This is a genomic window from Ilumatobacter nonamiensis YM16-303 (assembly GCF_000350145.1).
Taxonomy (GTDB): Bacteria; Actinomycetota; Acidimicrobiia; order Acidimicrobiales; family Ilumatobacteraceae; genus Ilumatobacter_A; species Ilumatobacter_A nonamiensis.
Map to the genome: position 1 here is coordinate 1 of NZ_BAOL01000168.1, position 17,328 is coordinate 17,328.

The following is a 17,328-nucleotide window of genomic DNA, read 5'->3' on the forward strand; positions in this document are numbered from 1 at the left end:
GCCCATCCGGTGTCAGGCACCCGATGAGGCGCTGACGGAGACCCGCTGTACGTAGGCTCACCGGAATGCGCCGAAGCGGGCTCCTCCGTGTCATCCGGAACCCCGCCCAACTGGTCGTTGCCTCCTTCGCGTTGCTGATCGCGATCGGCACGGCGCTGCTGTTCCTGCCGTGGGCGACCGATGGCCCGACCGGTACGGGCTGGGAGGATGCGCTCTTCGTGTCGACGTCGGCCACCACCGTCACCGGGCTCTCGACCGTGCCGATTCCGTCGTTCTCCCTGTTCGGTGAACTGGTGATCCTGGCCCTGATCCAGATCGGCGGCTTCGGGATCATGACGATCGGGTCGGTGTTCGCGCTGGTGACGCTGCGCCGGATCGGGTTGCGGCAGCGGATGCTCGCGCAGGCCGAGATCGGCGCGGTCGACATCGGTGAGCTGAAGCGGTTGTTGCTCGCGATCGGCAAGATCACCCTCGTCGTCGAAGGGTCGCTCGCGACGATCCTGTTCCTCCGCTTCTGGCAGGGCGGCTACGAGGACGGGCCGATCCGATCCGCGTACTCGGCCGTGTTCCACGCCGTCTCGGCGTTCAACAATGCCGGGATCTCGCTCTACCCCGACAACCTCGAGGGGTTCCAGGACGACGCGTGGGTGATCTTCCCGGTCACCTTCGGCTTCATCGTCGGAGGGCTCGGTTTCCCGGTGTACGTCGAGATTCTCAACCGGTGGAAACACAACCGAGCCGAGCGCCGTCACGTGGAGACCGCCGGCGCCGAGCGTGCCAAGCCGTGGAGCCTGCACGCGAAGATCACGGTCGGAGCGACCGTCGTGTTGCTCGTCGGTGGCCCGCTGATGGTGCTTGCGTTCGAATGGACGAATCCCGACACCCTCGGCCCACTGGGGATGTTCGACAAGCTGTCGAACGGTTGGTTCCAAGGGGTCACGCCGCGCACCGCTGGATTCAACACGGTCGACATCGGCGCGATGAACGAAACGACCCACCTGGGGACCAGCATCATGATGTTCGTCGGCGCCGGCCCGGCCTCGACCAGTGGTGGGATCAAGGTCACGACCGCCGCGGTACTGGCCGCGGTCCTCTGGGCCCAGATCCGCGGTGAAACGGATGTGAACGTGCTGCGCCGGCGGATCCCGACGGCGATGATCCGACAGGCGGTGACGATCGCCCTGCTGTCGATCGGCTTCGTCGGGCTGACATCGCTGGTGTTCATGGCGAGCGATGGGCTCGACCTGTCCGACGCGTTGTTCGAGTCCACATCGGCGTTCGGCACCGTCGGATTGTCGACCGGGGTCACGGGGTCGATCAGCACCGGCGGGCACCTCGTGCTGACGCTGGCGATGATCTGCGGTCGTGTCGGGCCACTCACGTTCGTGACCGCGATCGCGCTGCGCGAGCGCACCCGCCTCTATCGTCATCCCGAGGAGCGTCCGATCATTGGCTGAGAAATTCGTTCACAACATGATGCGCGGGCTCGGCAGCCCGGTCGAGCATCGCGGAGAGATCATCGTGATCGGTCTCGGCCGCTTCGGCTCTGCGCTGTCGCGCTCGCTGGTCGACATGGGCCACGAGGTGCTCGGCCTCGACGTGAACCCGGGACCGGTCCAGGAACACACCGGCCTGCTGACCCACGTCGCCGAAGTCGACACCACCAGCGAACGCGCCCTCCGCCAACTCGGCGTCGCCGATGCAACGACGGTGATCGTGTGCATCGGCAACGACGTCGAGGCGAGTGTCCTGACGACGGCGGCGCTGTCCGACCTGGAGGTCCCGAACATCTGGGCGAAGGCGATGACCGAACCCCACGGGCGCATTCTGACCCGAGTCGGCGCTCGCAACGTGGTCTTCCCGGAGGCCGACATGGGCGAGCGCGTTGCGCACCTCGTGACCGGCCGGATGATGGAGTACCTGGCGCTCGACGAAGACTTCGTGCTCGCCGAGATGGTCGCCCCGAAACTCATCGTGGGGATCCCGCTCGGCGACTCGAACCTCCGCCGCGATCACCGCGTCACGATCGTCTGCCACAAGCCGCAGAACGGACGCTTCACGCACGCTGACCGGGACACGGTCCTCGACGGGCAGGACCTGATCGTCGTCGCGGGCGGCCGCGACGACGTGGAGGACTTCGGCCGCGCGACGCGCTGACGGTCAACCGGCGTCAGACCGCCAGTTGATCCGTCACTTGACGAGGTAGACGACGTCGTCGGGGATCTCGGTCGTGTCGGGGTCGATCATCTCGGTGCCTTCGAAGATCGAGTCGAGGAAGCTGATCGCGAACGTGTTCGTGACTTCCTGGGCTCGGTCGATCGGCATGTCGCCGGGGGAGCATCCCTCCGCGCCCATCGTGATCACCGTGTCGAGGACCAGCGGGTTCACCTCGGGCAGCGTCGGAAAGAACTCGATGTAGTCGCACAGATCGGTGAACGTCTGGTGCTGTGCATCCACGAGTTCGAGGCGGTAGCTCGGGTCACTCGACGTGAGGTCCCACGCCCGTCGCACGTTGGGTTCGATCGGAGTGGTCTGGTCGTTGGTGCCGGCGATCACCAGCGCCGGTGTGGTGATCGCCTCGAGCCGCTCGTCGGACAGCAGTTGCTGATCCGGATCATCGCTGCCGACGGCTGGGGCGATCGGGATGATCGCGTCGACCAGCGGATCGGCCTCGACCGATCCCAACTCGTTGTCGTACCCGGACGCCGCCGCGTAGGCGGTGAATCCGCCGAACGAGTGTCCCGTGACCGCCACCCGCTCGGGGTCGGTCGACGCGACGAAACCGGCGGTCTCGGGATTCTCGGGATCGAGCATCGCGTCGATGACCACCCGAACGTCCGCGGGCCGGTTGAGCGCGATGAGCGCTTGGTCGTCGGAGGTCTCGGAGATCCGTTCGACGGCGGTGTTGCCGGTGTGGTCCGGTGCCACGACCACGTATCCGTGGCTGGCGATGGCTTCGGTGTAGTTCGAGGCGATGTAGCGCTGGCCACCGGAGCCGTGGGAGTACACGACGAGTGGGAACGGCCCGTCGGGTGCGATCGACGCGGCATCGGCACTGATCGCCGTCGGCGACTCGTAGTAGTCGCCGGTGACGAACGTGTACCGATGCGGCTCGCCGGTCGTGCCGTCGGCGAGCGGGTACCAGACGTCGACGGTGAGCGGACGGTCGCGTTCGGTGTCGGTGATCGTGATCGTCGACACGCCGACGTCGTACTCGCCGGGGCCGATGAGTGCGAGTTCGTCGAGCTCGGCCGCCGTCGTCGTGGTCTCTGCGGGAGCATCCGTCGCCGGTGGGTCCGTCTGCGCGACGGACTCGGACGGCTCGGTCGCCGAAGGTTCTGCCGGCTCGGTCGCAGGAGTGGTCGACTCGGCCTCGTCATCGACGGTCTCGATGGTCTCGGTGGCCGTCGTCGCGGCGGTGGAGTCCGAGGTGTCGCTCGTTCCGGCGTCGTCGCTCGCGCATGACGCGGCGACGAGCAGAGATCCGACGAGGACGGCGAGGGTGCGACGCATCCCCGGATGATGCACCATCGTGAGGTGCGCTGCGCAGTCAGGCGAGCGTGCGGACGAGCAGCGCGATCGCGCTGAACGCCGACAAGCCGAGCACGACCGGTCGCACGCCCGAGCCGACGAGGTGTGCCTTGTAGCGGCGTGCGGTCCAGAGACCGACCAACACCGACGGCATGAGCAGCGCTGCGAGTTCGAGCTGTCGGGCCCCGAGTTCGCCGGCGAAGTAGAGCGCGATCGCGGTCAACGCCGACCCGACGGAGAAGAACAGCGAGATCGTCGCCCGCATCGTGACCGGATCGCTGTGTTGGTAGGTCAGCGCCATCGGAGGACCGCCGACGCCGACCGCCGTTCCGGTGAACCCCGATCCGAACCCGGCGATCACCAGCGCGGCCGGGGTCGGCGTGAATCGCTTGGCGGTCAACGAGACGGCGACGCCCAGCAGCACGGTCGTTCCGACGAGGATGGCGAGCATGTCATCGGAGATCGAGGCGACGACGAGCGCGCCGAGGATCAGCCCGGGAACCCGTCCGATGAGCGCGGCGATCACGCCCGGTCGGTCGATGTGGGATCGGTCGGCCCACGCGACACCGAAGGTGATCGGCAACACCACGAGCACGATGCAGGCCGGGACGAAGTCGGGGTCGACCAAGAGCAGCACCGGCGACGACAGGATCCCGACTCCCACGCCCGTGGCGGCCTGCATCACCGCTCCGACGTAGACGACCGCGACACAAGCGAGGGCGCCCGCGGCCGGAAGGCCGAGAATCGTGAATGCGGTCATCGGTCCTTCATCCGCCGTGGCGGGGCAGACGCAGGGTCGTCGGGCCAGCGGTGTTTCGGATACCGGCCGGCCATCTCCTTCTTCACCTCGGTCCAGGTGCCACTCCAGAAACCGGGGAGGTCGGCGGTGACCTGGATCGGGCGGTCCGCAGGCGAGAGCAGCTCGAGTCGGATCGGGATGCCGCCGGCGGTCGGGTGCACGGTCACCCCGAACAGGTCCTGCACGCGAACCGAGGCGGTCGGTGCTTCGCCCGAGTAGTCGACGGGCACCGACCGACCCGTGGGGAGCTCGAGCGTGTCGGGCACGAGCCGTTCGAGGTCGCCGCCTTCGGGCCACGGGAGCTGCGATCGCAGCACCATCGCGACGTCGAGCGAGTCGAGGTCGCGACGTCCGGACGCACCGGGCAGGTACGGAGCGAGCCACTCGTCGACCGACGCCACCAGCGCATCGACCGACCAGTCCGGCCACGGATCGCCGACGTTGCGGTGCAGGAACTCGACCCGCTCGCGCAACCGGGCCGCACTCGCCGACCATCCGAGCACGGCGAGACGGGTGTCTCGGACGCGACGCATCAGTGCGTCGGTCGTCTCGTCGCCGGGTTCCGGGCGACGATCCTGGCTTCCGAGTCGAATCGCACCGAGCCGTCGCTCGACGGTCTCGACCAGCTCGTCGCGGTCGGTGTTCCACGACAGTGTCCGCTGTTCCTTGATGTCATCCCCCGATGACGCGATGACATCATCGACGTCCACGGCGGCGGCGAGTCGGATGCGGGCGCGGTCGGCCTTTCCGTCGAGGTCGGCCGCGACCACGAACGGCTCCTGGGCGAGCGGGTCCGTGTCGCGGATGAAGGCACCGCTCCCACCGCGCATCGTGTATTGGCCGGGTCGACGTCGACCGGCGAGTCGATCCGGGAAGGCCAGCATCAGAACCGCTCCGGTGCGATCGTGGTCGATCCGTTGGCGGTCGAAGTCGATCCCGACTCGGCGCGCGAGCTCTCGGGCACGGTCGCGCAGCCGGTGCACCGCGCCGCGGTCGGCGCGGTCGTGTCCCGCCGCGCCGGAGATCACCGCAACCCGGAGCGCCAGGTCGACCGGAAGCTCGTCGGGTCGCCCTCGGAACACGTCTCGTTCGTCGACGAGCGTCGCCACCACGCAGGCGAGCGGGGAGCGCTCGATGGCGACCATCCGGGCCAGCCGAGGATGGACCGGGAGCGCGAGCATGTCCCGACCGAGCGGGGTGAGGGCACCGCGATCGGCGTCGATGGCATGGAGGTCGACCAGCAGGTCGCGTGCCTGGCGCATCGCGCCGATCGGTGGAGGATCGATGAACACCAGATCGCCGGTGGGTCGGTCGCGGTCGTTGCCGATGCCCCACGCCGCGAGTTCGAGAGCGAGCCCCGCGAGGTCGGCCTGCAGGATCTCGGGTGTGCGATGACGAGCGCGGGTTCCGTGCTCGAGCTTGCTCCAGAGTCGATACGCGGCGCCGGGTTCGGTGCGCCCGGCACGACCGGCACGTTGCTCGGCCGACGCGCGACTCGTCGACACCGTCGTGAGGCGGGTCATCCCGGTGCGGGCATCGAAGCGCGGCTCCCGGGCGAGCCCGGAGTCGACCACGATCCGAACGCCATCGACGGTGAGCGAGGTCTCGGCGATGTCGGTGCTGAGCACGACCCGACGTCGCCCCGGCGGAGACGGTTGAAGCGCACGATCCTGTTCGTCCTGCGAGAGCGCGCCGGCGAGTGGGAGCACGTCGACGCCGTCGCCGAGAACTCGACCGAGTTGTTCCTGTGTGCGCTGGATCTCTCCGATCCCCGGAAGGAACGCCAGCACGTCACCCTCGTGCTCACTCAGCGCCTGGACGATCGCGGCCGTCATCGCCGGCTCGATCCGGTCCTGGGGGCCGGGGCGGCGTGGGCCGCGCTGCTTCCGGCCGCCGCCGCGCCTGCCCGAGGCGGCTGGTGACCGCGGAAGCCAGGTCATCTCGATGTCGAACGTGCGGCCCTCACTGACGATCACCGGCGCATCGAGCACGCGCACGAGGCCCTCGGTGTCGGGTGTCGCCGACATCGCCAGGATTCGGAGCTCCGGCCGGATCGATCCGGCGACGTCGAGGGTCAGGGCGAGGCCGACGTCGGTCGGCAGGTTCCGCTCGTGGACCTCGTCGAAGATGATCGCTCCGACCCCGGGGAGTTCGGGATCGCGTTGGAGCCGCCGGGTGAGGATGCCTTCGGTGACGACTTCGATCCGGGTGTCGGGCCCGATGTGGCGCTCGTCGCGGGTCTGGTAGCCGACGAGGTCGCCGACGCGCGTCCCGGTCAGCGCGGCCATCCGCTGCGCGGCCGCCCGAGTGGCCAGTCGCCGCGGCTCGAGCATCACGATGCGCTGGTCTCCGAGCCACTCCGCGTCGAGCAGCGCGATCGGGACGACCGTCGTCTTGCCGGCTCCGGGAGGCGCCACGAGGACCACCCGCCGCTGTTCGGTCAGTGCTGCCTCGACCGCGAGCAGCGCGTCGAGAACCGGGAGATCGGGAAGTGGTCGCCGGTTGCCGGGGGCATCGCTGGTCATCGGCCAGCGCCCACGGATCGAACGTGACGAGGAATGATCAGCCGAGCGCCGGCGAGCCGTGGAACGGAACGGGATCGCCGGCCGCGGGCAGCTCGATCGACGACCACTTGGTGATGCGCGCGATTGCGTCGCACACCTGCTCCCACTCGTCGGGCTTCCAGCCTTCGGCCTTGGCGTCGATGACACCGTCGACGCGGGTCAACACGAACGCGGGGAGCTCGGTCAGATGCATCGCCTTCACGGTGTCACGGTTCGGGTCACAGAACACGAGGAACCGGTCGGCGAGCGGCCCGAGGAATTGGGCCGCGTCGTCCGGTCCGGCGGTGACGATCAGGTTGGTCCGTACGTCGCAGTCCCGGAATTCCTGGAGCACGCGGGTCGCGGTGCGCAGGATCCACGACGACTCGTTCGTGTACGGATCGAGCACGACCGAGGCCAAGTGGAACGTCGTCAACCACTCCATCACGGGACGGCTCGTTCCCGCGGCGCCCTTGGTCAGGGGGGTGAGGGAGAGGTCGGTCGGAAGCTTGATGTCCGAGTTCGTTTCGGTGACGGCCACGCGGCGAATGATAGCGGCGCGCCTTGGCGCCGACCGCTTTGCGTGCCGTACGTTGGCAAGGTGCATCCGATCGAGCATCTCCGCTACGTCGCACGAGCCCACGGTGTCGATCCGGCCGGGTTGGTGTCCGAGACGGCGCACGCCCTCGGATCGATGCACTTCGACGCCGCCGGTCTCGTGGTCGCGTGTCGCCGGATCGTCGAGCGGCATCCCTTCGCAGGTCCGCTCTGGTGGTTGTGCGCCAACGTCGCCACCTCGTCGGAGCCGTTCGACGCCGTGTGGGAGCTGGCCGAGCAGGTGCACTCCGACCGGACCGCGTCGGAGCTGGCGGCCGCGCTGCCCGACGAAGCTGACGTGGTGACGATCGGCGACCCGAGCGTGATCGGTTCCGGCCTCGCCCGCCGCGGTGACGTCCGCGTCCTGGCGCTCGACATCGACCATTCGGCGACGTCGTTCGTCCGGCGCCTCGAACGCAACGACGTGGACTACGAGCCGGTCGACGCGGGTGCGGCGGGCACGGTCGCGCAGGTTGCCGACGTCGTGCTCGTCGAGGCATTGGCGTTGGATGCCGACCGGGTGATCGTGCCGTCGGGGTCGACCACGATCGCCGCCTGTGCCGCGGCGTTCGACACCCCGGTCTGGCTCGTCGCGGGTATCGGTCGACGGTTGCCGACCGAGTTCATCGACGCAATGGTCGTCCGACGCGACGCGATCGCGGCCGATCAGGACGAGTGGACGATCGACGTGGAGGTGCTCCCGACCCGGCTCGTCACCGACATCGTCGGCCCCCACGGCATCATGCCGATGGGTCCACCCGCGGCCCGCCCCGAGTGCCCCCTCGCCGCAGAACTCCTCCGCACCCCCGCCATGTGAGGTGACCTCCTGCCCCGTTTGCGTTGTACTTCTGGTTCCTCTGCGCACCAGAAGTACAACGCAAACGTCAGGAGAGGCGGCGTCGGAGGTCGGCGGCGATCCAGACCGGTTGTCCGAAGACCTGGGTCGAGGTGTACTCGATGACGGTGCAGCCGAGATCCTGCAGCTCATTGCGACGTTGAGCGTCCCGGGCGCGCTCCGCGTCGGAGACATGTCCGAGTCGCCCGGTCACCTCGACGACCAAGCGGTGGTCGACGAACTCGAAGTCGACCCGGGCGACGTGGCGACCCTGGTGGTCGCGGTGGACGACCTGCGTGCGCGGTCGGGGCAGTCCGGCCTCCCGGATGATCCGGAGCAAGCGCCGCTCGAGCGGTGAGTGGCCCCCGGAGTCGGGGAGGAGCCGGTCGATCAGCCGGCATCCCCAACGGCCCGATCCGCGCAGGGTCTCCAGGCGGGTGGCGAGCACCCGTGGATGCGAGAGGCCCAGGCGGATCGCACTGTCCATCGCCGCTTCCACCCTCCGGCGGGGCGCTCGTGCGTGCGCGAGATCGATGATGGTGCGGGTCGCCGAGGTCGCCCGCAGTCCGTCGACGACGACGGCGTCAACCGGAGCGAACATGGACGTCGTGTGCACCCGAAAGCCGTGCCGTGGCGGCGTCGCGGCGCGGGGAATCGTGAACTCCACGGCGGTGTCGTCGCTGCGGTCCAGTCCGTGCAGCGAGGCGGCGGATTCGTAGCTGATGCGGCTGTCGTCGCCGAGGCAGAGCAGGCCGATGCGGAGGCGCTGGCGATGCGAGTCCGGCGCCCCGGCGATGCGATACACCCGTGGCGCCACCTTCTCCAGCCATCCACGCTCGGTGAGCCGGCGCCGCTGCGCCCCGCGAGAGCCCGTTCAGATCTCTCGCACCGAGGAGACCATCCTGCTGCGCGGCGATGCATGTGAGCGCCCGGACATCGATCGGTGTGGCCACACCCACCACGGGGTCGTGACCCGCCCCCAACCGGAAAACCACGTTTGCGTTGCGGAAATGGTTGGCGGAACGACCAGAAGTACAACGCAAACGGGGTTGCGGGCGGGTGGAGAGTGGCGGTGGAGGGAGGGGTCAGAGGGGGCGGCGGCGGGGTGGGTGGCCGAGGAGGTCCTCGACCAGCTGCTGCGCTTCGGCCTGGCGATCCTCGGTGACGAAGATGCGCGCCATCGGCTCCCGGGTGTACATCGTGAGGTTGATGTTGAAGTCGTCCACGACCACGGCGGGGATGCCCGCTGCAACGAGTTCGTCGGTCACCATCCGGCTCAGGAACTGGGGCAACCAGGCGGCTTCGACGGTCTTGTCGGCGTTCGGCGGGTCGACGGGATCCCGCCCGCGGATCCAGTCCCACAGTTCTCCGAAGGTCCGTGGCGTGCTCACTGCGGACTCATGTTACGGATGTGATTCCGAACGATGAACGCAGCGAGCGGGCTGCCGAACCGGATCTCGGCGAGGTGTAGTGTGCGAATCACCGTCGACGAGAACGAACCGCGTCGATGCGGGATCGCGTCACGTCGCCGAACAGTGGTGCAGCCAGTACCCGACCAACCGACGAGAGGACAAACATGGCGAACATCGTCACCGCGGCTCTGCTGCAGACCGACTGGACCGGCGACAAGGAGTCGATGATCGTCAAGCACGAGGAGGCGGCGCGAGAGGCCGCCGCCCAGGGTGCTCAGATCATCTGCTTCCAGGAACTGTTCTACGGGCCGTACTTCTGTCAGGTGCAGGATCCGGAGTACTACGAGTACACCGAGTACATCCCCGACGGGCCGACGACGAAGCGCTTCCAGAAGCTGGCTGCAGAGCTCAACATGGTGATGGTGCTGCCGATGTACGAGATCGAGCAGCCGGGCGTGTACTACAACACCGCCGCCGTGATCGACGCCGACGGCAGCTACCTCGGCAAGTTCCGCAAGCAGCACATTCCCCAGGTCAAGGGATTCTGGGAGAAGTTCTACTTCAAGCCGGGCAACGGCGGATACCCGATCTTCGACACCGCGGTCGGCAAGGTCGGCGTGTACATCTGCTACGACCGTCACTTTCCCGAGGGGTGGAGGGCACTCGGTCTGAACGGTGCCGAGATCGTGTTCAACCCGTCGGCAACGCACCGCGGTCTGAGCGAGTACCTGTGGTCGATCGAGCAACCGGCCGCGGCGTGCGCCAACATGTACTACGTCGGGGCGATCAACCGGGTCGGTATCGAACCGCTCGGCGAGAACGACTTCTACGGCCAGAGCTACTTCGTCGACCCGCGCGGCCAGTACGTGGGCGAGAAGGGCGATGCGTACAAGCCCGAGTTGATCGTGCGCGAACTCGACATGGACCGGATCAAGGAGGTCCGTGACGGCTGGGCGTTCTACCGCGATCGTCGCCCTGACGCGTACGACGAGCTCGTCGAAAGCTGAAATGTCCGTGGGTGCCCGGCACCGATGAACATTCGAGACAAGGAGAGGACAGAACATGGCAACCACATTGATTTCCGGCGGAACGGTCGTCTCGGCCATCGGACGACGAACCGCGGACGTGCTGATCGACGGTGAATCGATCGCCGCGATCCTGGCTCCCGGGCACGCCGCCGCGTACGGCATCACGGCCGACACGACCATCGACGCGACCGGCAAGTACGTCGTTCCCGGCGGTGTCGACGCGCACGTCCACATGTCGCTCCCGTTCGGCGGGACGATCTCGGCCGACGACTTCGACACCGGATCGCGCGCGGCGGCCTGGGGCGGGGTCACGACAATCGTCGACTTCGCGTCGCAGACGTTCGGCCTCGACGTGTACGACACGCTCGGCGCACGCCACGAGGAAGCGGCCGGCGAGTGCCATGTCGACTACGCGTTCCACCAGATCATCGGTGACGTGAACGAGGACTCGCTGAAGGCGATGACCTACCTGGTCGACAACGAGGGCGTCACCAGCTTCAAGATGTTCATGGCCTACCCCGGCGTCTTCTACTCCGACGACGGCCAGATCCTGCGCGCGATGCAGAACGCCTCGGAATCGGGCGCGTTGATGATGATGCACGCGGAGAACGGCATCGCGATCGACGTGCTGATCGGTCAGGCGCTCGCCCGCGGCGAGACCGACCCGAAGTATCACGCCTTCACCCGGCCGGAGGAGACCGAGTCGGAGGCGACCCACCGCGCGATCAAGCTCGCCAGGGTCGCGGGGAACGTGCCGCTCTACATCGTGCACATGTCGGCGTCGGAAGCACTCGAAGAGGTGTCCCGGGCGCAACACATGGGCCTCAACGTGTTCGCGGAGACGTGCCCCCAGTACCTCTACTTGTCGATCGAGGATCACCTCGCGCAGCCGGGTTTCGAGGGTTCGAAGTGGGTGTGTTCGACGCCGATCCGTTCCAAGCACGAGCATCATCACAAGGACCTGTGGAAGGGCTTGCGGATGAACGAGCTCGCCGTCGTGTCGACCGATCACTGCCCGTTCTGCTTCAAGGATCAGAAGGAGCTCGGCCTCGGCGACTTCTCCAAGATCCCCAACGGGATGGGCGGTGTCGAGCACCGCATGGAGCTGATCTACCAGGGTGTCGTGATGGGTGAGATGACCCTCGAGCGGTGGGTCGAGACCTGCTGCACCACTCCGGCGCGGATGTTCGGTCTGGAGAAGAAGGGTGTGCTCGAGCCTGGAGCGGACGGCGACGTGCTGGTCTGGGACCCGAACGGCAAGACGAAGATCGGCGTGAACGACAAGCACCACATGAACTTCGATCACTCCTCCTACGAGGGGTTCGAGGTCGAGGGCAAGGTCGACACCGTGATCTCCCGCGGACGCGTCGTCGTCGAGAACGACACCTACGTCGGCCAGAAGGGCCACGGCAAGTTCGTCAAGCGCACCTTGTCGCAATACCTGCACTGATCGAGCAGCGCGCCAACGGGTGTCAGACACCGGATGGCGCACATCGGACAACGGGTGCATCACGGAAAGAAGACGGGAATCATGAATCGCATTTCGCATTGGATCGACGGCCGAGTGGTCGAATCGACGTCGGGGAACTCGGCGCCGGTGTACGACCCGGCCACGGGTCGACAGAGCGCGTCGGTCGACCTGGCGTCGGTCGACGAGGTCGACGCCGCGGTTGCGGCAGCGAAGGCGGCACTTCCCGACTGGCGTTCGACGTCACTGTCGAAGCGCTCCGAGGTGATGTTCCGCATGCGCGAACTCGTCGACGCCAACCGCAAGGAGATCGCCACTCTGTTGACGGCGGAGCACGGCAAGGTGCTCTCCGACTCGCTGGGTGAAGTCGCCCGCGGGCTCGAGAACATCGAGTACGCGTGCGGGATCCCCCAGCTGATCAAGGGCGAGTACTCCGAGCAGGCAGCGTCGGGGATCGACGTGTACTCGATCCGCCAGCCGCTCGGTGTCGTCGCCGGCATCACGCCGTTCAACTTCCCGGCGATGGTCCCGATGTGGATGTTCGCCAACGCTCTCGCCTGCGGCAACACGTTCGTGCTGAAGCCGAGCGAGAAGGACCCGTCGGTGAACATGTTCGTCGCCGAGTTGCTCGCCCAAGCGGGTCTGCCCGCCGGTTGCTTCAACATCGTCCAGGGCGACAAGGTCGCGGTCGATCGCATCCTCGAACACGACGATGTCGCCGCGGTGAGCTTCGTCGGATCCACCCCGATCGCGAAGTACATCTACGAGACCGGCACCAGTCACGGCAAGCGCGTCCAGGCGCTCGGCGGAGCGAAGAACCACATGCTCGTGCTCGCCGACGCCGATGTCGACATGGCCGCCGACGCAGCGGTCAGCGCCGGTTACGGGTCGGCGGGGGAGCGGTGCATGGCGATCAGCGTCGTGCTCGCTGCCGACGAGATCGCCGACGAACTCGTGTCCAAGATCGCCGATCGCATCCCGGGGGTGAAGGTCGGTCCCGGCAACGAACCCGACAGCGAGATGGGCCCGTTGATCACGGGCGAACACCGGGACAAGGTTCGCGGGTACGTCGACGGTGCCGCCGAGAGCGGGGCGACGGTCGTGGTCGACGGGCGCGACGGTGCGCCGAGCGATGGCTTCTTCCTCAACCCGACACTGCTCGACAACGTCGAGCCGGGCATGGCCTGTTACGACGACGAGATCTTCGGACCCGTGCTCAGCGTGAAGCGCGTGTCCGGCTACCAGGACGGTCTCGACACGATCAACGCCAGCCCCTACGCGAACGGGACGGCGATCTTCACCCGCGACGGTGGAGCAGCCCGCCAGTTCCAGTTCGACGTCGAGGTCGGCATGGTCGGCATCAACGTTCCCGTACCCGTCCCGGTCAGCTACTACAGCTTCGGTGGCTGGAAGGCGAGCCTGTTCGGCGACACCCACATGTACGGCCCGGAGGGCGTCAACTTCTACACCCAGGGCAAGGTCGTCACCAGCCGCTGGCCCGACCCGAGCACCAGCACGATCGACCTCGGGTTCCCCGAGACGCGATGAAGCGAGCGTGACCGCGCCGCACCGATGCGCGCGGGCACGCACGAGAGGAGAAATCACATGGACATCGGAGTTGTACTGCAGGCGACGCCACCCGCGTCGCGGGTGATCGACCTCGCGAAGCGCGCGGAGACCTTCGGGTTCAGCCACGTCTGGACCTTCGACTCGCACATCTTGTGGGAGGAGCCGTACGTCATCTATTCGCAGATCCTGGCCGAGACACGCAACGTCATCGTCGGTCCGATGGTCACCAATCCGGCAACCCGCGACTGGACCGTCACCGCATCGACGTACGCCACGCTCAACGAGATGTACGGCAACCGCACCGTGTGCGGGATCGGCCGCGGCGACTCCGCGGTGCGCGTGACCAACGGCAAACCGACGACGCTCGCCACGATGCGCGAGTCGATCGATGTGATCCGCGAACTCGCCAACGGACGGGGGGTCGAGTACAACGGTTCGACGATCACACTGCCGTGGGCGGCGAAGAGCGAACTCGAGGTGTGGGGAGCGGGCTACGGCCCGAAGGCGTTGAAGCTGATCGGCGAGACGTGCGACGGTTTCATCCTCCAGCTCGCCGACACGTCGATCGCCGAATGGACGATCGGGGCGGTTCGGGCAGCTGCGTCGGACGCCGGCCGTGACCCCGACGACATCACGATCTGCGTCGCGGCGCCGGCCTACGTCGGCGACGACCTGGCGTACCTGCGCGATCAGACGCGCTGGTTCGGCGGGATGGTCGGCAACCACGTGGCGGACCTCGTCGAGCGCTACGGCGACGATTCCGCCGTGCCAGCGGCGCTGACCGACTACATCAAGAACCGCCAGGGATACGACTACAACCAGCACGGGAGCGCGTCGAGCGAGCACGTCGACTTCGTTCCCGACGAGGTGATCGATCGTTTCTGCATCCTCGGTCCGGTCGAGGCTCACCTCGAACGTCTCGCCGAACTGAAGGCTCTCGGCGTCGACCAGTTCGCGATCTACCTCCAGCACGACGGCAAGGACCACACGCTCGCCGAGTACGGCGAGAAGATCATTCCGGCGATCGCGGAACACGGGTTGGCCAAACGGTGACAGCACGAAGCGGGCGGACATCATCCATCGCGGCGCGGTCGGCGCGCCGGATCGCCATGCTGTTCGCGTCACTGGCCATCGCGATCCTCCTCTGGGAGTTCTACAAGGCGGTCGGACCGGAAGACGGCGGTGACATCTTCGGATGGCGGATCATCCCGAAGACCAACGACCGCGTCATGCCGCACACCTGGACGATGGCGGCCGAGTTCGGTGACGATGCCATCGGGAGCGGTGACCAGAAGGTGTGGCAGGTACTGCTCGGTTACGCGTGGTACACGTTCCGGATGGCGATCGCCGGGCTCGCGCTCGGCGTGTTCGTCGGCGTCGGCCTCGCCGTCTTCATGGCTCGCTTCAAGATCGTCGAACGCGGGCTGCTCCCGTATCTCGTGATCAGCCAGACGATTCCGCTGATCGCGCTCGCGCCGCAGGTCACGGTCATCCGCGGCAGCCTCGACCTCCCGCAGTGGACGTCGGCCGCAGCGCTCGCTGCGTTCCTGTCGTTCTTCCCGGTCACGGTGTCGACGCTGCGCGGGTTGCAGTCCGCTCCCGCCGCCTCCCTGGAATTGATGGACAGCTATGCAGCGAGCTGGTGGACGACGTTGCGCAAGCTCCGCTTCCCCGCAGCCGTGCCGTACATGGTGCCCGGCCTGAAGCTGGCGGCGACCGCCTCGGTGATCGGCGTGATCGTCACCGAGATCACCCTTGGTGGGTTGCGCGGTGTCGGCTTCGCGACGATCGACTACAGCCAGAAGGTCACCTCGCAGCCGGCATCGGTCTACGCCGCCGTGTTCGCCGCTGCGGTGCTCGGCCTGATCATGTTCGGCATCGTCGTCGCCGGCGAGTCCATCGCGATGCGACGTCGGCCGAAGGAGGTCGTCGGATGAGTGACGCAACCCCGCAGACGCGAGCTGTCGAGGTCTCCGACGCGTCGATGGTGTTCAACCCCGGCACGCCGGGCGAAGTGGCCGCCCTCGACCACGTCGACCTCACGGTCGAACCCGGTGATTTCGTCTCGTTGATCGGGCCCTCCGGCTGCGGGAAGTCGACGCTGCTCCGCGTGATCGCGAACCTGCTCGAACCGACCGATGGAAGCGTTCTGGTCAACGGCAAGTCCGCCCACCAGGCGCGGATCGACCAGGACTACGGCATGGCGTTCCAGCAGTCGGGCCTGTTCGAGTGGCGGACGGTCACGAAGAACATCGAGCTCCCGCTGGAGCTGAAGGGCTGGGACAAGAAGCGCCGCCAGGAACGTGTGCGCGAGATGCTCGACCTCGTCAAACTGCCCGACCGCGGCGAGCACATGCCATGGGAACTCTCGGGTGGACAACAGCAGCGGATCGCGATCGCTCGCGCGCTCGCGGCGCACCCGCCGCTGCTCCTGATGGACGAACCATTCGGTGCACTCGACGAGATGACCCGCGAGCACATGCAGAGCGAGCTGCTCCAGATCTGCGCGGCGACCGGAACGACCGTCGTGTTCGTCACGCACTCGATCCCCGAGGCCGTGTACCTCTCCGATCGGGTCGTCGTCATGTCGGCCGGTCCGGGTCGGATCACGGAGATCGTGTCGGTCGATCTCGGTCGCGATCGTGACGAGGACACCCGTGAGGACGACACGTTCTACAAGAAGATCACCGAGGTGCGTGAGGCGCTCCGGGGGAGCGAGATGTCCGCCGAAGCGCGCGGGATCGAGGATCGATGAGACTGCGGCACCTCGCGCGATCGCTGTGGCCGCCGGCGTTGTTCGGCGTCGCGTTCCTCGTGCTGTGGGAAGCCGTCGTCGCGATCTTCAGCATTGCGCCGTTCACGCTGCCGGCTCCATCGGCGATCTGGACCGCGTTCGTCGATCGTTTCGACCAGGTGGCCGACGAGACGTGGGTGACCGGGTTCAATGCGTTCGTCGGACTGCTGCTCGGGGTGGTCTTCGGCGTGCTCGCCAGTTTGATCACCGTCCGATTCATCCAGGTCGAGGCGTTGCTCACCCCGTTGGCTGTCGCTGTCAACGCGATTCCGATCGTCGTCATCGTCCCGATCCTCAACAACATGTTGTTCGGCACGACGAGCCAGGTTCCCCGCCGGCTGATGGTGATGCTGATCGTGTTCTTCGTCGTGTTCGTCAACGTGAGCAAGGGCCTGCGCCAGGTGTCGGCGACCCATCTCGAACTGATGCGTTCCTACGCCGCGTCACCGACCGAGATCATGCGCAAGGTGCGCGTTCCGAACGCGACCGGCTACCTCTTCACCGCTCTGAAGATCGCGGCGCCGCTCGCCGTGATCACCGCGTTCGTCGCTGAATACTTCGGTGGCGTACAGAGCGGCCTCGCCACCGGCGTCCGCAACAGCCTCAACGGCAGCAAGGACGTCACCTGGGCGTACGTGATCGGAGCGTCGGCCCTCGGCCTGACGTTCTACCTGATCTCCAGCGGACTCGAGAGACTCCAACGGGGAAGACATCCGGCGGACTGAACACCCGCTTTCACAACCGATGAACAC

At 67.1% G+C, this 17,328-nt stretch carries 16 protein-coding genes; 10 read left to right on the plus strand and 6 right to left on the minus strand.

All coding sequences use genetic code 11. The features are described from left to right. The first annotated feature begins 65 nt into the window (after nucleotides 1–65). Nucleotides 66–1,457, plus strand: a complete 1,392-nt coding sequence (locus ON45_RS14840) for a TrkH family potassium uptake protein (protein WP_040494784.1) — start codon at nucleotides 66–68, stop codon at nucleotides 1,455–1,457. Continuing rightward, the gene (locus tag ON45_RS14845) at nucleotides 1,450–2,157 is read left to right on the plus strand and encodes a potassium channel family protein (RefSeq protein WP_241432216.1); all 708 of its coding nucleotides are present in this window, start codon (nucleotides 1,450–1,452) and stop codon (nucleotides 2,155–2,157) included. The genes ON45_RS14840 and ON45_RS14845 overlap by 8 nt, the downstream gene beginning before the upstream one ends. A 33-nt stretch (nucleotides 2,158–2,190) precedes the next feature. On the opposite strand, the gene ON45_RS14850 is transcribed toward ON45_RS14845, so the two are convergent. The 4 genes from ON45_RS14850 to ON45_RS21645 are packed head-to-tail and all read right to left on the minus strand — an operon-like array spanning nucleotide 2,191 to nucleotide 7,414. Further along, complete coding sequence (locus ON45_RS14850) at nucleotides 2,191–3,513, minus strand: alpha/beta hydrolase family protein (RefSeq protein WP_040494785.1); 1,323 nt, start codon at nucleotides 3,511–3,513, stop codon at nucleotides 2,191–2,193. A gap of 37 nt (nucleotides 3,514–3,550) precedes the next feature. Beyond that, the gene (locus ON45_RS14855) at nucleotides 3,551–4,291 is read right to left on the minus strand and encodes a sulfite exporter TauE/SafE family protein (protein WP_051063130.1); all 741 of its coding nucleotides are present in this window, start codon (nucleotides 4,289–4,291) and stop codon (nucleotides 3,551–3,553) included. Then, entirely contained in the window at nucleotides 4,288–6,855 is a 2,568-nt protein-coding gene (gene hrpB, locus ON45_RS14860) for an ATP-dependent helicase HrpB (RefSeq protein ID WP_040494786.1), read from the minus strand. Before hrpB ends, ON45_RS14855 begins: the two co-directional genes overlap by 4 nt. A gap of 37 nt (nucleotides 6,856–6,892) precedes the next feature. Further along, complete coding sequence (locus tag ON45_RS21645; protein ID WP_051063131.1) at nucleotides 6,893–7,414, minus strand: hypothetical protein; 522 nt, start codon at nucleotides 7,412–7,414, stop codon at nucleotides 6,893–6,895. Between the two features lie 60 nt (nucleotides 7,415–7,474). On the opposite strand from ON45_RS21645, the gene ON45_RS14875 reads away from it, so the two are divergent. Beyond that, the gene (locus tag ON45_RS14875; protein WP_051063132.1) at nucleotides 7,475–8,287 is read left to right on the plus strand and encodes a hypothetical protein; all 813 of its coding nucleotides are present in this window, start codon (nucleotides 7,475–7,477) and stop codon (nucleotides 8,285–8,287) included. A gap of 67 nt (nucleotides 8,288–8,354) precedes the next feature. Here the strand turns inward: ON45_RS14875 and ON45_RS14880 are convergent, their stop codons facing one another. Continuing rightward, nucleotides 8,355–9,110 carry a DUF559 domain-containing protein gene (locus ON45_RS14880; protein ID WP_040494790.1) on the minus strand — a complete coding sequence of 252 codons (756 nt, stop codon included), beginning with the start codon at nucleotides 9,108–9,110 and terminating at the stop codon, nucleotides 8,355–8,357. A 280-nt stretch (nucleotides 9,111–9,390) separates the two neighbouring features. Beyond that, nucleotides 9,391–9,696: a putative signal transducing protein gene (locus ON45_RS14885; RefSeq protein WP_040494791.1), complete on the minus strand. Its 306-nt coding sequence runs from the start codon at nucleotides 9,694–9,696 to the stop codon at nucleotides 9,391–9,393. Nucleotides 9,697–9,881: 185 nt separating this feature from the next. On the opposite strand from ON45_RS14885, the gene ON45_RS14890 reads away from it, so the two are divergent. The 7 genes from ON45_RS14890 to ON45_RS14920 all read left to right on the plus strand — a co-directional run bounded on the left by ON45_RS14890 (nucleotide 9,882) and on the right by ON45_RS14920 (nucleotide 17,301). Beyond that, the gene (locus tag ON45_RS14890) at nucleotides 9,882–10,724 is read left to right on the plus strand and encodes a nitrilase-related carbon-nitrogen hydrolase (protein WP_040494792.1); all 843 of its coding nucleotides are present in this window, start codon (nucleotides 9,882–9,884) and stop codon (nucleotides 10,722–10,724) included. A gap of 55 nt (nucleotides 10,725–10,779) precedes the next feature. After that, nucleotides 10,780–12,195 carry a dihydropyrimidinase gene (gene hydA / locus ON45_RS14895; RefSeq protein WP_040494793.1) on the plus strand — a complete coding sequence of 472 codons (1,416 nt, stop codon included), beginning with the start codon at nucleotides 10,780–10,782 and terminating at the stop codon, nucleotides 12,193–12,195. A gap of 81 nt (nucleotides 12,196–12,276) precedes the next feature. Then, the gene (locus ON45_RS14900; protein WP_040494809.1) at nucleotides 12,277–13,761 is read left to right on the plus strand and encodes a CoA-acylating methylmalonate-semialdehyde dehydrogenase; all 1,485 of its coding nucleotides are present in this window, start codon (nucleotides 12,277–12,279) and stop codon (nucleotides 13,759–13,761) included. A gap of 57 nt (nucleotides 13,762–13,818) precedes the next feature. After that, on the plus strand, nucleotides 13,819–14,835 hold the full coding sequence (locus tag ON45_RS14905; RefSeq protein ID WP_040494794.1) for a TIGR03842 family LLM class F420-dependent oxidoreductase: 1,017 nt from the start codon (nucleotides 13,819–13,821) through the stop codon (nucleotides 14,833–14,835). Beyond that, a complete protein-coding gene (locus tag ON45_RS14910) occupies nucleotides 14,832–15,719 on the plus strand; it encodes an ABC transporter permease (protein ID WP_206537707.1) in 888 nt (295 codons plus the stop codon). Before ON45_RS14905 ends, ON45_RS14910 begins: the two co-directional genes overlap by 4 nt. Beyond that, nucleotides 15,716–16,537, plus strand: a complete 822-nt coding sequence (locus ON45_RS14915) for an ABC transporter ATP-binding protein (protein WP_040494796.1) — start codon at nucleotides 15,716–15,718, stop codon at nucleotides 16,535–16,537. The genes ON45_RS14910 and ON45_RS14915 overlap by 4 nt, the downstream gene beginning before the upstream one ends. Continuing rightward, nucleotides 16,534–17,301 carry an ABC transporter permease gene (locus tag ON45_RS14920; protein WP_040494797.1) on the plus strand — a complete coding sequence of 256 codons (768 nt, stop codon included), beginning with the start codon at nucleotides 16,534–16,536 and terminating at the stop codon, nucleotides 17,299–17,301. The genes ON45_RS14915 and ON45_RS14920 overlap by 4 nt, the downstream gene beginning before the upstream one ends. Nucleotides 17,302–17,328: the final 27 nt, after the last annotated feature.

Bases quoted from the DNA above. Each gene is read 5' to 3' on its own strand.
- ON45_RS14920 (WP_040494797.1), top strand. From the start codon at position 16,534: ATGAGACTGCGGCACCTCGCGCGATCGCTGTGGCCGCCGGCGTTGTTC.
- ON45_RS14915 (WP_040494796.1), top strand. From the start codon at position 15,716: ATGAGTGACGCAACCCCGCAGACGCGAGCTGTCGAGGTCTCCGACGCG.
- ON45_RS14890 (WP_040494792.1), top strand. From the start codon at position 9,882: ATGGCGAACATCGTCACCGCGGCTCTGCTGCAGACCGACTGGACCGGC.
- ON45_RS14905 (WP_040494794.1), top strand. From the start codon at position 13,819: ATGGACATCGGAGTTGTACTGCAGGCGACGCCACCCGCGTCGCGGGTG.
- ON45_RS14840 (WP_040494784.1), top strand. From the start codon at position 66: ATGCGCCGAAGCGGGCTCCTCCGTGTCATCCGGAACCCCGCCCAACTG.
- ON45_RS14900 (WP_040494809.1), top strand. From the start codon at position 12,277: ATGAATCGCATTTCGCATTGGATCGACGGCCGAGTGGTCGAATCGACG.
- ON45_RS14850 (WP_040494785.1), bottom strand. From the start codon at position 3,513: ATGCGTCGCACCCTCGCCGTCCTCGTCGGATCTCTGCTCGTCGCCGCG.
- ON45_RS14855 (WP_051063130.1), bottom strand. From the start codon at position 4,291: ATGACCGCATTCACGATTCTCGGCCTTCCGGCCGCGGGCGCCCTCGCT.
- hydA (WP_040494793.1), top strand. From the start codon at position 10,780: ATGGCAACCACATTGATTTCCGGCGGAACGGTCGTCTCGGCCATCGGA.
- hrpB (WP_040494786.1), bottom strand. From the start codon at position 6,855: ATGACCAGCGATGCCCCCGGCAACCGGCGACCACTTCCCGATCTCCCG.